The following is a 14,314-nucleotide window of genomic DNA, read 5'->3' as shown; positions in this document are numbered from 1 at the left end:
CTGACAACATGGGATTATTTGACTTTTTCTCCAGCGACATAGCCATAGATTTAGGGACTGCCAATACACTGATCATACATAAAGAAAAAATCGTGGTAGACGAGCCTTCTATCATTGCCATAGACAAAACCAACAACCGGGTACTTGCTGTGGGCACAGAGGCTATGAATATGCACGAAAAGACTCACGAGAACATCAAGACGATCCGCCCCTTAAAAGATGGGGTGATCGCAGATTTCTACGCAGCCGAACAGATGATCCGAGGGATGATCAAAATGATTCCCGGGCACAAGAAAGGGCTTTTCCCACAGTCGCATCGAATGGTGATCTGTATCCCGTCCGGCATTACGGAGGTAGAAAAGAGAGCCGTTAGAGACTCTGCAGAACATGCGGGGGCCAAAGAGGTTTATATGATCTTTGAACCCATAGCCGCGGCCATAGGGATAGACATTGATATTGAAAAGCCAGTTGGTTCCATGATTGTAGATATCGGTGGAGGAACCACAGAGATTGCCTTGATAGCGCTCTCAGGCATTGTAGCTGACCAATCAATACGTGTGGCAGGTGACACCTTTACAAAAGACATTCTGGATTACATGAGGCGACAGCACAACCTATTGATTGGTGAGCGATCCGCAGAAAAGGTTAAAATTGCCATTGGGTCGGCTTTGACTGAACTGGAGGATGCGCCGGATGATTACGAAATCAGGGGGCGTGATCTCATGACCGGCATACCCAAGGTCATTAAGGTGTCTTATTCGGAGATTGCATTTGCCTTGGACAAATCTGTTTCCAAAATCGAAGAAGCGGTGCTAAAGGCATTGGAAATTGCACCTCCGGAATTATCTGCCGATATTTATGATAACGGAATTCACCTAACCGGAGGCGGTGCCTTGCTAAAGGGTCTTGACAGGCGCCTCCACCAAAAAACCAAGCTTCCTATCCACATTGCCGAGGACCCTCTTAGGGCGGTAGTAAGAGGTACAGGGAAAGCATTGAAAAACCTGAACGCATACCGAACCGTGCTGATGTCTTGATGAATGCATGCGACGAATTTTACTATTCCTATATAGCCTCCGGGCATTTCTTCTGTTTGTTTTTCTCGAATTTGTCGCTATTTGGCTGATAGTAAGTAACCATTCTAGGCAAGGTGCGGTTTTCTTAGCTAGTTCGGGTCAGGTGACAGGCACCCTGCTGCGTACGAAAAGTAATTTTTTGGAGTATTTCTACTTGGGCTCTATTAATGAGGCACTCTCGGAGAAAAATGCCCGATTGCTGAAGAAATTGGAATATACGATGCCGCTTCAAGACACCGTATTCTTCGACCTGGATTCGTCTTTTGCGCATAGCTTTGATTTTTGGTCTGCTAAGGTGATCAATAATTCATTGCACTTGAACCAAAATTACATTACACTTAACAAAGGACGCAATCAGGGTCTCCGGGTTGGTATGGGGGTTTTTAACGAACAAGGGGTTATTGGCCGGGTAAACGGGATTTCGGGCAATTTTTCGACGGTGATATCCTTGCTGCATACGGATTTACTGATATCTTCCAAGATCAAGCGGACGGATGTATTTGGTAGTACCAACTGGGACGGGATCAATCCACAGCGGGCGAAGCTGCTTTATGTACCCAGGCACGTCGAGGTGGAGGTAGGGGACACGGTGGTCACGTCCGGTTTCAATGCGACCTTTCCGGAAGGCATCCCAATTGGAGTTATCACACAGGTAGCCTCCGGCTCAGAGACGAACTACCTGGATATATTTCTGGCATTCACAACGGATTTTTCAAGGATTTCCTATGTGTATTTGGTGGAAAATACCATGAGGGAAGAGCTGGATTCTTTGCAACGTCAACAAAACATTCAAACGGATGACAGGTAGCCATATTCTCAGATCGGTTTTTGGCTTGTTGCTGTATTTTTTAGTGCAAGTCTTTGTGCTGAAGGACATCGTGTTGTTTGGCGAAGCCTTCTGTTTTTTGTATGTATTTGCACTTTTGCTACTCCCATTGGAAGTCAAGACCATTCCGCTGATGTTATTGGGTTTTTTGTTTGGATTGGGGGTAGATACCTTTTACAACAGCACGGGGATGCATGCGGCTAGTTCCGTTTTGGTTGCATTTTTACGGAGTACCTGGGTGAAAGCAAACACTCCCAGGGGCGGATACGAAGAAAACGTGCCGCCAACTTTGTTGAATATGGGCCTTGTATGGTTTACCGCTTTTTCACTTCCGTTATTGCTGCTTCACCATTTGATGTTTTTTTATACCGATATGGCTGGAACGGAAACCCTAAGGCCACTTGTTACAAAAGTAGTGAGCAGCACGGTTTTTACCTTTTTATTTGGCCTGACCGTTCAATTGTTGTTTTACCAGAGGAAGAAGGGAATTTAATGAGAAATCAAAGACCTATTGTCATCGGCGTTGTGATCGTGCTGGTAGGACTGGTATTGCTCACAAAACTGTTTCTGATTCAAGTAACAGACGATTCGTACATCCGAAAGGCAGAACGAAATGCCATTCAGCGGATCGTGGATCACCCCTACCGCGGGTTGATCTACGACAGGAACAACCAGCTGTTGGTGTTCAACAATCCGATTTTTGACCTCATGGTGATTCCGAAGGAATTTTCCGTAAAGGATACCCTTGAATTTTGTACGTTTTTTAACATCCGCAAAGAGGTATTGATCGAAAATCTGAATGCCGCCAAAGCGTATTCCTGGGTAAAACCATCCCCCCTTATCCGGCAGATTTCCATCGAAGATTTTGCGCGGATTCAAGATTACCTAATCGATTACAGCGGCGTGTTTGTGATGAGCCGTGCGGTGAGATCTTACCCCCAACCCAGTGCCTCCAATGCCTTGGGGTATATCGGAGAGATAAGCGCTTCGCAGCTGGAGCGGGAAGTATCCACCTATTACCGACAGGGTGATTACGTGGGCTTAAGTGGGCTGGAGGCCTACTATGAACCCGAACTTCGGGGAAGAAAAGGGGTCAAATACCGCATGGTAAACGTGCGGGGTGTAGACAAAGGCCCTTTCAAAGATGGAGAGTTGGATACGCTGTCTGTTGCTGGCAAAAACCTCCAAAGTACCATTGATCTGGACCTTCAGCTATATGGTGAGATGCTGATGGCCGGAAAGCGCGGATCGGTGGTGGCCATTGAGCCAAAGACAGGGGAGATTCTATCGATCATCTCTGCTCCTTCCTATGATCCCAATATGTTGACCGGTTCCAAATTTGGCGAAAATTACCTGATGCTGAATCAGGACGAAAATAAGCCTCTGTTTAATCGACCCATCATGGCCATGTATCCTCCAGGGTCAATTTTCAAAATTGTCCAGTCGCTTGTGGGCCTGCAGGAAGGCATCTTGTCACCAAACACTACCTTTTCCTGCAACCGTTCCCTCGTCGCTTGTCACAACCACCCTACACCAGTGAACCTTTTCGGCGCTATTCGAAATTCCTGCAACCCTTACTATCACCAAGCCTTCCGGATGATGATCAACAGGGAAGTGTCCTCGAACACGTTTAGGGATACACAGATCGGCTTGGATAAGTGGCGCGAATCGGTCATGAAATTCGGTCTCGGAGCCCAATTGGGGGTGGATATCAACGGCGAAAAAGGAGGCTCTATTCCCTCCAGTCAGTTGTATGATCGCGTTTACGGTGACGGAAGATGGAAATACTCCACCATTTACTCGCTGTCTATCGGGCAAGGCGAGATGTTGGTCACTCCCTTGCAGATGGCTAATCTAGCAGCTATCTTCGCAAATAAAGGCTATTATTATATACCGCATCTCATCAAGGCGATCGATGGAGATAGTACGCAGGTACCTGAAAAATTCCGCGTGCGGAAGTACACGGGAGTTGATGAGCAACATTTTGACCTAATCCAAGACGCCATGCAGGAAGCACTATCCGGCACCGCTGCCCGGGCGATCGTTAGCGATATCGCCATCGCCGGCAAAACCGGAACCGCCCAAAACCCCAGTGGGGAAGATCATTCCGTGTTCATTGCCTTTGCGCCCAAAGACGACCCACAGATTGCCATGGCGGTGTATGTAGAAAATGCCGGCTGGGGCGGAAGGGCCGCAGCGAGTACGGCCAGTTTGATGATTGAAAAGTACCTCAGAGGGCACATCACCAGGCCCGCCTTGGAACAGTACGTGCTGGAAGGAAACTTTATTTACTGAATTGAGAGAAAACGAGCAGTTATTACGGAAACTTGATTGGCCCACTATGGGGCTATTTGGCCTGTTGGTTATGCTTGGCTGGATAAATATCTATGCGGCCGTCTACGACGAGCAGCAGGTGAAGAGTATTTTTGACTTTTCCATCAATTCCGGCAAGCAATTGGTATGGATCGGAACCGCCGTTTTGCTTATTACCCTGATCCTAGTGGCAGATTATCGATTATTTGAGAACCTGAGCCTGATTCTCTACGGCGTCTTTGTGGTTATTCTGTTTTTGACGCCTTTTATAGGAAAGGAAATCAATGGACAGCGGGCTTGGTTCGAAATAGGCTCCTTTCGGCTACAGCCTGCGGAGTTTGCGAAATTTGCCACTGCCCTCGCATTGGCCAAGTTTATGGAGTCCCCCAATTTTGACCTGACACAGGTGAAGTACCAACTTCGAGCGTTGGCGATTATCGGTTTGCCGGTAGCCCTGATTATGCTTCAGCCGGACACCGGTACTGCAATGGTTTACAGCTCGTTTTTGATCATGCTTTATCGGGAGGGAATGCCTCAGCGGTATTATGTATTGGCCATCAGTTTGGTAGTGGTCACACTGGCAGCCATCGCGGTAGAAAACAACCTCTACCTAGTCGCAGGGATCGTAGGGATGTTTGTGATGTTTTTTTTGTTGGGAAAAAGAAATTGGCAGCGGCTGGTTTCTTTTTTGTTTTTGTCCGTAGCCTTTGTAGCATATACCTATAGCATTGATTACGTGGTAGGTAAATTGCCGGAACACCAGCAGAATCGGATCATGGTGCTATTCGACCCGGATATTGACCCTTTGGGGGTAGGGTGGAACGTGACACAGTCAAAAATAGCCATCGGTTCCGGAGGATTTCTCGGTAAGGGCTACTTGGAAGGCACCCAGACTAAATTTGACTTTGTGCCAGAGCAGCATACCGATTTTATTTTTTGTACGCTGGGCGAAGAGTTTGGATGGATGGGCAGTTTGATGGTAATTGGCTTATTTGTTGCGTTGCTGATACGGCTAGTGATTTTGGCAGAGCGGCAAAAGACGCGCTTTTCGCGGGTATATGGGTATTGTGTAGTGTCCATTTTATTCTTTCATTTTGCGATCAATATTGCCATGACAGTGGGGTTGTTTCCTGTGGTAGGTATTCCTTTGCCCTTCTTTAGTTATGGAGGTTCCTCGCTTTGGTCATTTACGATCTTGCTATTTATTTTTCTAAAGCTCGATTCTCATCGTATACAGATTCTGGGTAGACTTTCTTAAAGTTTCTAAAATTGAATAAAGTTTGGTAACTTTTCTGTGCAAAGGGAGTATAACCTAGCATTTAAGAAACTGAAATTTCATACGATATGATAAAAAGGATTTTTGGATTAGGTGTTCTGATGATGTTTTTCGCAGCCGCCTGTCAACAGAAAGCTATCACCGTGCAACAGAAGCTTCCCGTCGGAGACACCAGTAGAAATGCCCTGGATTGGAACGGAACCTATTCGGGCGTGGTGCCCTGTGCGGATTGTGAGGGTATTCTGACGGTTTTGGAGTTGAAAAAAGATGAAACTTATGTGCTGAAATCGACTTATGTTGGCAAAAGCAGTGAAGGCTTCCTGTCAGAAGGTACCTTCACGTGGAACGAACTTGGAAACGTCATCACCTTGGAGGGTATGGCGCAGGGGCCAAACCAGTATTTGGTGGGGGAAAATCAACTATTCCAGTTGGATATGCAGGGCAATCGCATAACAGGGGATTTGGCAGCCAAGTATATTCTTAGAAAGCAAGATGTTTTTTCAGTAGATCCGTTGCTCGGAAAGAAATGGGTATTGAAGCAGGTGATGGGCAAGGACTTGCCGGAAAATCAAACGATTTATATTCAGTTTGACCCGGAAAATAGCCGCGTGAATGGTTTTGGAGGGTGTAATCAGTTTTTTGGCAGCTACGAGTTAAAAGAGGGGTGGCGAATTCAGTTGTCCCGTATCGGACGTACCCAAAAACTTTGTCAGGAAGTTCAGGAGATAGAAGACCTCTTTTTTGAAGCATTGGAAACTGCAGATAATTATTCGCTCAATGAAGAAGGCGACGAGCTTTCCTTGAATAAGGCCAGAATGGCTCCGTTGCTACGGTTTGAAATAGGCAACTAAGCAGGTCTTTGATCTATGTGGTACATGGGTAGAAGGTATTTCCAATCGAGGGGTCGATTGCCTGTACGGTATAAGGACAATCTTAAGATTGCGAATAATTGGTGGCCTGCTTGCGGGCTTTTAGGGTTAAACAAAGTTAAATTTTTCATTTTTTAACCTGTATTGGTTTTTATATTCGGTAAAAATTCCTAAATTTTTAGTCTCAATAAATCGTATACCTTATGAAACATGTAGTTTTTCTGTTAACCTTAGTTGTTTTTATTGGATGTGGAGGTAAGCAGGGAGTTGGAGACGAGGAGCTCCGATTTGAGGTCGAGATCGATACGGTAATGATAAATCCGGGACAGGAGATTTTGTTTTTAAATTCAGGGCTGTACGGAGCAGTCCTAAGCAACGACAAGCATTACCTTTACAATTTTAACCACACTGAGTTTTCCATCGAAAAAATTGACTTAGAAAGCCTAGCCTTTGTGCGGAAAATCGAGGTTTCCAAGGAGGGGCCAAATGGCGTAGGACAGTATTTTATGGGTATACTCCCCCTTGATGAAGAAAAACTCCTCTTTAGGTGCTACCGGCAGGACAACCTATTGGACTGGGAAGCAAAGAAGCTTCGGCAATTTGATTTCACTAAGATAGGGGACGATAAAAACAAGGTTACTGAAGAAGAGAACTTTTATTCTCTGGTCTGCATGGATGATGGTCTGGAATCCTTTTTGGGATTAGCCCACCAGTATAGGGAAAAAATTACCACTGCGGTTCAGGTTAATTTGACTTCTAATTCAGCCAAGCGCTATGAAATACCCCTGTTTGAAAAGGCAAAGAAGTTTCAAATAGAGATTGGTGACGGGGGGATATTCGGAGTGCAGTCATATTTGGTTATGGAAGGTGGCAAAGCTATCGTATGTTCGGAAATAGCTAGCGACATGTATGTCTACAGTCCAGAATCAGATTCTTTTAAAGCCCATACCTACCTCAGCGAGCTTACGGCGGAGGAAAAGACGGGGACCAATCCGACTACGGTTGGGGACATAGAAGACTTTGCTCCCATATATAGAAGGATGCAGGAGGAGATTGCGTTTATGCCGCCCCGTTGGGATGAGGCTAATGAGGTTTATTATCGGTTTTCCTTCCTATCCATCTTTGATGATTCGGTTGAGCAGCCCGAGAATAGTCCTATTCCCCGAGCTAGCGGCGCCAAGGTTTACCTTACTGTATATGATAAAGATTTGAACATGATTGCGGAGTCTTTTTTGCCGATGTTAAATGCCCGACCAGCGTTTCATTTTGTAAAGGAGGGCAAACTTTGGGTGTTTGAAAACATAGAGGATGAAATGGGTTTTGTGCGGTTGGCGATTTCGGGCATATAACCCTGGATCTATGTCCTCTAATTTCAAAACCATAGATTAGAATGAGATTCATGAAGGGGTTTATAGTCATTTGTTTTTGTGGATTGCTAATAGGCTGTTCAGAAACAGAAAAAGGAAGCAGCCAGCTTCCAACCAGTCTATCCTACACGCTGGATACCGTAACGATCGATCCGGGGAATGAATTCCTGCACTTAAATGCAGCACTTCGGATGGCTGCGCTGGATTCGGAAAGGGACTACCTCTACAATTTCAATCCTTCCGATCATACCATTGAGAAAATCAACCTGAACAGTAGGAAGCTGGAAGCTAAACTGGCTTTCGAAAAGGAGGGACCCGACGGGGTGGGCGATATGGTCTTTAGAATGGACCTGCTTCCTGACGAATCAGTGGCATTTATGGGATACATAAAAGCCGCTGTTTTCAACCTTAAAGGGAAAAAGTTGGTCGAATTTCCCATCGCGGAGGTGAACTTTGAAGGGGATCCGTTAGGTGATGGAGAGCGTTTTGAGTTTTTGAACACCTACCTGTTTGATTCGTCGAAGATGGTGGGCCTGATCAGAAATTCGAGAGAGGGAAGTTTTTCTATGGGTATGCTAAGCTCCAATTTTCGGCACTTAAAGAAAGTTCCAGTTCCCCTGGACGCATTGGAGAATTTTCGGTTTGTGCTAAGTAGTCCTTCCATGGTCAAAATGTCTTTTCCATCGGCGAGTATTTCCGAGCACAAAGGCAATTACCTTATTTCCAATGAGGTGTTCAATACCATCCTGCTTTACGATACCGATCTAGATTCTTTAAAAGAGATCAACTATCAACCAATGCTTACCGAGGATAGGAAAAAAGGCAGATACACTCAAGTAACAGAAACCGAGGAGGAATTTAACCAAGAAACGCTAAACGTACGAAAAGAAATCAGTTTCATGGCTCCGGTTTGGGATGAAAACAATCGTCGATTCTACCGGTTTTCCCATAAACCTGCCTACATTGGAAGCAACTTATCTAAAGAAGAAGAGTTTAAATCATCCGTATACCTAACCATATTTGATGCTGATTTTAACGTGATCGCAGAATCTCTGGTGGAAGATATAACCAGCCCACCCGGCTTCCACTTTGTCAAGGACGGGAAAATCTGGATGTATGTGAATGTGGAGGATGAGATGGGTTTTGTCCGGCTATCGGTTTTAGATTTATGATCCTTGGAGTTTTCCTACAGCTAAGACCATATAAACCATACTGAAGTGAAAAACAACATCTTTTACACGGCTTGCTTGGCGCTGCTAATTTGTGCATGTGAAACCGCAAGTACAGACAAGAAGGGTTTGACGTCCGATACCGTATTGTCCATGGACACGGTATTGATCGATCCAGGCAGCCAACTTGTCTTCCCGTACATTATACCGGAAAGGAGTTTTTTTACGGAAGACACCCGTTATCTCTTTAACTTTAATGATTTCGACCACACCCTTGAGAAAATTGACCTGGATAAGCTTGAATTGACGGAAAAATACCCTTTTGAAAAGGAAGGTCCACACGGGACGGGCAATTACGTTGATTACTTGGTGCCTCTCGATTCAGATAGATTGCTGATACAAACCAGTAGTCAGGCAGGGATCTTTGATTGGGCGGGGAGTAAACTCGGAGAATTTGACCCATTGCTAGCCGGAGCGTCCATGATGAGTTTTGACCGGAAGATTTTTGTTCCTGTAAAGTCATCTGGTGATCGTATATATGGTCTCGTAAATGACAATGCGACAAATACCAGTGAAGTGGGATACTTCAGCCCCACTATGGATGAAGTATTAGCCGTTCCCCTAGCGGAGGAATTTCGACATGCCGACTTTACCTTAGCGCAAACCGAGGGGAATTCACGTCGGCGATCAGCGCCAGGGTTTACCATACAGACGTATTACAAGGGAAACAACGTGGTGGTAGGGAGTACAGTTTCCAGTAGCTTGTTTGTTTTCGATCCCGAAACAAATCAATTGTCGAAAAGGGAATACAACCTTAGGCTCACTAAAAATGAGAAAAAGGGTGTCTACACGTTGGAAACGGAGGATGAGGCTTTGTTTCAAAAAGCTTTTGTGTCACTACACGAGGAAGTCACGTTCGGTCCATTACTTTGGGATGCTGGTAGTGAGCGGTATTTCCGATTTTACTACGAGTTGACTTTCCCCAAGGAGCATGCTTCGGGTACTTTCCCGAAAGCAAATGCAACGTACATGTACCTGATGGTAATGGATAGGGAACTTAATTTGCTGGCAGAAATGCCAATCCCTCAATTGGATTATACCCCTTATTTCTCGTTTGTTAGAGACAGCACCATCTGGATTGCCACCAATCTGGAGGATGAGTTGGGGTTTGTTAGATTGTCGATTATGGGTTTGTGATTTCAAAAAAATGGTTGGTAGATCGATTGGTTTATAGCCTTCGGTACACATGGATAAAATAATTTTTGGATTTAATTATGTGCCTAGGGAGTGAAGTCAGTAGGATTTCAAGTCCTGGTTTTTTAAATGAGTTTTTGACAAGTCATCAGGATAATACAATTATTCTCGATGAAATTCGGTTAATGCCAGAGTTTTGTCTTATGTCTTACGTCTTACATCTCGAAAATATGCCCTACTCAAGACCTAGCCGGATAAAGGCCAGTTCGTCCTCGATGTTTTCGAAGATCCAGATCTTGTTGTCTTTTAGGAAGTGCTTTTTCGGCGTAGCCTTCAGTTCGGGGATAAGGACCTCTGCGAGGAGGTTCAGGCTTTCGTCAAATACACTTAAGTATACATCTGCCCTTGTTGGTTCATGTCTTCCGTATTGGTCTTTTTCCTCCGCAAAGTGCTCGCTGGAGGCGAAACGATAGAAGCGACGCCGCGATAAATCCCAAAAAAAGTTTTCGAAAACGATGTCTTCTTTGATTTTTCGGATGATATCTTCTATCTGACCGGAGGAGTTTTCGACCTCCTTAGGGGGAAGGTAGCTTTTGCCCTTGCCAAAAAAGTCGCTGTCCCAAGCCTTGGTAAAGGTACTATCGGCCTCCAAGTCGTATACAAGCACCTCGTTCAGTGAATTGTTGGTGATAAACAGGTGCTTTCCGGTAGTTAGTGCCCGGACTGCGACGCCGTAGGCGCCTGCGAAGTTGCCGTCATGTAGAATGTTTACCGAAAACTTCTGGAGTTGGTTCAGTTCCGGAAGCTCCTTTTTCGTAAAGGTTTGGGTCGCTAGGTCAAAGTCCAGGATGAAATAGCTTCTTTCTGCCCATTTTATAAACACCCCGATCAAACGATCTTTATTTTTTTGATCTTCAAAAAGTCCGATTGGATAGCAGTCGGAACCAGACAGGAACTAAGCAGCAATCTTTTCCAGGTCCAAATCCCTTACCAGTTGGGTGTTTTGATCGAACACCTTATAGAACCGGTAGTTCCACACCAGCAGCTGCTCATCGGGCGTGATGTTGAAGCCTCCGAAGTAGACGGGAAGGGCATTTGGCCCATCTTTCTCAAAGTGCATTTTTCTTTCCAGTGAGAGATTATCCAGGTTGATGCGTTCGGCCACTAGGTTCGCCCGGTCAAAATTGATCAGGTATTTTCTGTCTGGGGATAGGTCGGATAGAAAGAGCTTGTCCTGTAGAAAGATGATCTCCCCGCCAGGATCTACCCATACGGTATCCACGGTAATGGTCAGGTTGGTGGAGGACCCTGTAGTACTTCGGTTGCTGTCTTTGCCGCAAGAAAACAATATAGAAATTGCTAACGCAAGAAAAAAAGAAAGGCGCATCGTGTAGTTTTTTAGGATGTGGTATAAAAATAATAAAAATTTTTGATTTGGAAAGTTAGTCATACATTCTAAGCTTGACGTATAAATTCGTCCATGTTAGAAAGGAAAAATAATAGAGGGATTATGATTGATGGTTTAACCAGTTGGGATCACGGCAGTAGGGTTGCAAACCCTATTTATCTGGGTGCGGCATGGGAAATGCAGAACAGCTAATTAGAAATTTACCATGAAAAACGAAAATATTATTTTCGTTTTTCATGGTAAATTATTTTTGAAAGTTTGATTTTTAGTTTATTTTTACATGGAATCCAAGTCAATCCATGGTTAAGAAAAGGTATATACAGTCGCTGATTGAAGAATATATGGAGATATTTCCTGCTGTTGGCATTCTTGGACCCCGGCAGGTTGGCAAAACTACCTTGGTCAAGAATCTTTCATGGGGAAAAAATAAAGTATACTTGGACCTTGAAAAGGCCAGCAGCAGGGCCAAACTGAGTGACGTAGAACTGTTTTTAACAAACCATCGGAATAGCAGGGTTATTCTGGACGAAATTCAATTGATGCCTGAGCTCTTTGCGGAACTTCGCAGTTCCATTGATGAAGATAGAAGACCGGGAAGGTTTATACTCTTGGGCTCGGCATCACCTGACCTTATACGCAGTAGTGCGGATTCTTTGGCAGGTAGGATAGGATATATCGAGCTTACACCCTTTACGCTAGAAGAAGTAGTGGAGGATGAAACGGAGCAGCTATGGATGCGGGGAGGTTTTCCGCTCTCATTCTTGGCATCTACGGAGCGAGTCAGCAATTTGTGGCGGGAGAATTTCATCAAAACGTATATTGAAAGGGACCTTGGGTTATTGGGGCTAAATTCAGATCCAAAGCTGGTAGAGCGGTTTTGGATTATGCTGGCCCATGCGCAGGGGAGTTTATGGAATGGGGAAAATTTCGCACGGGCATTGGGGATTACCCGACCTACGGTGACCCGTTATCTTGAATTTCTGGAAGGGTCATTTATGGTCCGAATCCTTCAGCCCTATCACCGAAATGTCAAAAAGCGCTTGGTCAAATCGCCCAAGGTATATATTCGGGACACAGGCCTGCTGCATGCGTTGGTAGGTGTAAAGTCCTACGATGAATTAATCAATCAGTTGCTGATAGGCGCTTCCTGGGAGACCTTTGTCATCGAGCAGATAATCAATCTGCTTGGTTCGGATTACCAGTATTATTTCTATAGGACCCATCAGGGTGCGGAGTGTGATTTGCTGGTGGTAAGGTCCGGGATAGTGGAATGGGCCATCGAAATGAAAAACACCCTTTCGCCAAAAATCAGTAAGGGATTTCTGATAAGCATGGAGGATACGAAAGCAGCTAGGGGAGCAGTTATTTCCCGGGTTAAAGAAGGTTATCCGCTAAAAGACGGAGTGAAGAATTATTCTTTGACGGAATTTTGTGAGGCCATTAGAAAAGAGAAACGCTAAAGCGTTTTATTTCGGATCCGATCGATTTGGGCTTTTTCTTCGGATCTTTGCTTTCGGTGAAGGGGATCGGTGGGAGTAAATAGTTGCCGAAGTGGTCGAATAATCCAGATTAGTCGATACGCCCAAAGGGATTTGGGTCTAAAAATGCGGTAATCATCTACGTTGGGTTGAAAGAAATGGGCAAGGTTTTGAATGTAGAACTGCATTTTCCGGCTTAATTCTGGGTAGAACTGTGCCCGCTTATGAATAAGGCCGGTATGATGGCGAAAGTAGGACGCAAAGTCGCTCCCCATTTTTCCGGGTTGTCGGGATTTTTCCAAAAGCGTAGTTTCTACCAAGCGGGCTGCGAGTTTTTGCTGACGCCTGTGTGCCGGTAAGGCCAGGTCGGTCCCAAACAACGAATTGGATGCTTCTACTGCCGCAGCCAGCGAAAAAGTGCCCGTGAGTTCTCGGAGTATCGGGTGCTGGGTATAATCCTCGGCAGTGGGGTTCAGTTTTTTCAACCCCATGGCAATATCGAGGGCGGTTTTAAGGTATCCGTGCCCATCGTGCATGCTGTGGTGTACGTACAGGTACTTGAATTGCTCGAACTTATTCTGTAGTGGGAGGCGTTGCTGGTACACGGTGAGCAGCTCATCCGTTTCGTAAGAAAACGCATTGTTAAACTTTCCCACGCCAAAATAATTGTAGGTCACCCGCCAGTGGAGTTCCAAGTGGACGGGAAGGCCCGTTCGGTCTAGTTTTTTCAGGTTGTATCCGCGGCGGGTTTTGGTAAACTTGTCCCAGCCGAGGAACCGGACGAAGTCTTCCTCTTCTGGCAGGTAACCGTCTTCCTTTAGGAGGTCGTTGACCAAGGGAAGCTCTTCCGGTTTAATGATTAAGTCGATGTCTCCGGATTCCCGCATTCCTATGTCTCCATAAAAGAGCAACGAAAAGGCAAGGCCTTTATAGGGGAACACCGATAGACCAGCCGAACGAAGTAGCGAAATCAGTCTAGCGGTTTCCTTTCCTTTGTCCATGCTGTTAATTAACCTGCGCTTTAGCTCGTTTCTGAGCGTTTTATCCCAAGGTGCGGGAGGGTTCGATTCCAGCAAGATCCTATAGGCTACCGGGGTGATTCGGTGTGCCAGGCACAGTCTCCGCACCTCTTTCCAATCTACGGGGGCCAGATCGAGGAAATTACGGAGACTATCCTGCGTGTCAGTACCTAGGTACACCCGGCAGGCACGGAGGACGATGGCCGTGGAGCGTCCAAAGGTAGTTTCTACGTCGGTTGGTTCTATGATTGTGCCGGTATTTTGGTGGTTACTAAACAAGGGGATAGGCGTTGGAAGGCATCGCCTGTCATTCGGCTTT

11 protein-coding genes and 1 pseudogene are annotated in these 14,314 nt (G+C 45.5%); 10 read left to right on the top strand and 2 right to left on the bottom strand.

Annotated elements, in window-relative coordinates:
* Positions 1-8: 8 nt before the first annotated feature.
* From IAQ59_RS04085 to IAQ59_RS04045, 9 genes are all read left to right on the top strand, one after another.
* Positions 9-1,037, top strand: a complete 1,029-nt coding sequence (locus IAQ59_RS04085; protein ID WP_209329520.1) for a rod shape-determining protein — start codon at positions 9-11, stop codon at positions 1,035-1,037.
* A 7-nt stretch (positions 1,038-1,044) separates the two neighbouring features.
* Complete coding sequence (gene mreC / locus IAQ59_RS04080; protein WP_209329519.1) at positions 1,045-1,884, top strand: rod shape-determining protein MreC; 840 nt, start codon at positions 1,045-1,047, stop codon at positions 1,882-1,884.
* A complete protein-coding gene (locus IAQ59_RS04075) occupies positions 1,874-2,395 on the top strand; it encodes a rod shape-determining protein MreD (RefSeq protein WP_209329518.1) in 522 nt (173 codons plus the stop codon). Before mreC ends, IAQ59_RS04075 begins: the two co-directional genes overlap by 11 nt.
* Complete coding sequence (mrdA, locus tag IAQ59_RS04070) at positions 2,395-4,197, top strand: penicillin-binding protein 2 (protein ID WP_209329517.1); 1,803 nt, start codon at positions 2,395-2,397, stop codon at positions 4,195-4,197. Before IAQ59_RS04075 ends, mrdA begins: the two co-directional genes overlap by 1 nt.
* Positions 4,198-4,243: 46 nt before the next feature.
* Positions 4,244-5,473 carry a rod shape-determining protein RodA gene (rodA, locus tag IAQ59_RS04065; protein WP_425342597.1) on the top strand — a complete coding sequence of 410 codons (1,230 nt, stop codon included), beginning with the start codon at positions 4,244-4,246 and terminating at the stop codon, positions 5,471-5,473.
* Positions 5,474-5,559: 86 nt separating this feature from the next.
* Complete coding sequence (locus IAQ59_RS04060) at positions 5,560-6,342, top strand: copper resistance protein NlpE N-terminal domain-containing protein (protein WP_209329515.1); 783 nt, start codon at positions 5,560-5,562, stop codon at positions 6,340-6,342.
* Between the two features lie 221 nt (positions 6,343-6,563).
* Positions 6,564-7,709 (top strand): DUF4221 family protein, encoded by a 1,146-nt coding sequence (locus tag IAQ59_RS04055; protein ID WP_209329514.1) that lies wholly within the window; start codon positions 6,564-6,566, stop codon positions 7,707-7,709.
* A gap of 41 nt (positions 7,710-7,750) precedes the next feature.
* Positions 7,751-8,899: a DUF4221 family protein gene (locus IAQ59_RS04050; protein ID WP_245189424.1), complete on the top strand. Its 1,149-nt coding sequence runs from the start codon at positions 7,751-7,753 to the stop codon at positions 8,897-8,899.
* Between the two features lie 45 nt (positions 8,900-8,944).
* Positions 8,945-10,093, top strand: a complete 1,149-nt coding sequence (locus IAQ59_RS04045; protein ID WP_209329513.1) for a DUF4221 family protein — start codon at positions 8,945-8,947, stop codon at positions 10,091-10,093.
* A gap of 232 nt (positions 10,094-10,325) precedes the next feature.
* Here the strand turns inward: IAQ59_RS04045 and IAQ59_RS04040 are convergent.
* A pseudogene (locus IAQ59_RS04040) lies at positions 10,326-11,477 on the bottom strand (DUF4221 family protein).
* Positions 11,478-11,797: 320 nt separating this feature from the next.
* Between IAQ59_RS04040 and IAQ59_RS04035 the strand changes: the two are divergent.
* Entirely contained in the window at positions 11,798-12,958 is a 1,161-nt protein-coding gene (locus tag IAQ59_RS04035) for an ATP-binding protein (protein WP_209329512.1), read from the top strand.
* On the opposite strand, the gene IAQ59_RS04030 is transcribed toward IAQ59_RS04035, so the two are convergent.
* Positions 12,955-14,274: a nucleotidyltransferase family protein gene (locus IAQ59_RS04030; RefSeq protein WP_209329511.1), complete on the bottom strand. Its 1,320-nt coding sequence runs from the start codon at positions 14,272-14,274 to the stop codon at positions 12,955-12,957. The genes IAQ59_RS04035 and IAQ59_RS04030 overlap by 4 nt on opposite strands.
* Positions 14,275-14,314 lie beyond the last annotated feature (40 nt).

The organism is Lunatimonas salinarum (assembly GCF_017811155.1).
In the GTDB taxonomy this organism is placed as follows: domain Bacteria; phylum Bacteroidota; class Bacteroidia; order Cytophagales; family Cyclobacteriaceae; genus Lunatimonas; species Lunatimonas salinarum.
This window is presented reverse-complemented; position numbering and strand designations above follow the sequence as displayed.

Excerpts from the sequence above, each read along its gene's own strand:
- IAQ59_RS04085 (WP_209329520.1), top strand. The coding sequence starts at position 9 with ATGGGATTATTTGACTTTTTCTCCAGCGACATAGCCATAGATTTAGGG.
- mreC (WP_209329519.1), top strand. The coding sequence starts at position 1,045 with ATGCGACGAATTTTACTATTCCTATATAGCCTCCGGGCATTTCTTCTG.
- IAQ59_RS04075 (WP_209329518.1), top strand. The coding sequence starts at position 1,874 with ATGACAGGTAGCCATATTCTCAGATCGGTTTTTGGCTTGTTGCTGTAT.
- mrdA (WP_209329517.1), top strand. The coding sequence starts at position 2,395 with ATGAGAAATCAAAGACCTATTGTCATCGGCGTTGTGATCGTGCTGGTA.
- rodA (WP_425342597.1), top strand. The coding sequence starts at position 4,244 with ATGGGGCTATTTGGCCTGTTGGTTATGCTTGGCTGGATAAATATCTAT.
- IAQ59_RS04060 (WP_209329515.1), top strand. The coding sequence starts at position 5,560 with ATGATAAAAAGGATTTTTGGATTAGGTGTTCTGATGATGTTTTTCGCA.
- IAQ59_RS04055 (WP_209329514.1), top strand. The coding sequence starts at position 6,564 with ATGAAACATGTAGTTTTTCTGTTAACCTTAGTTGTTTTTATTGGATGT.
- IAQ59_RS04050 (WP_245189424.1), top strand. The coding sequence starts at position 7,751 with ATGAGATTCATGAAGGGGTTTATAGTCATTTGTTTTTGTGGATTGCTA.
- IAQ59_RS04035 (WP_209329512.1), top strand. The coding sequence starts at position 11,798 with ATGGTTAAGAAAAGGTATATACAGTCGCTGATTGAAGAATATATGGAG.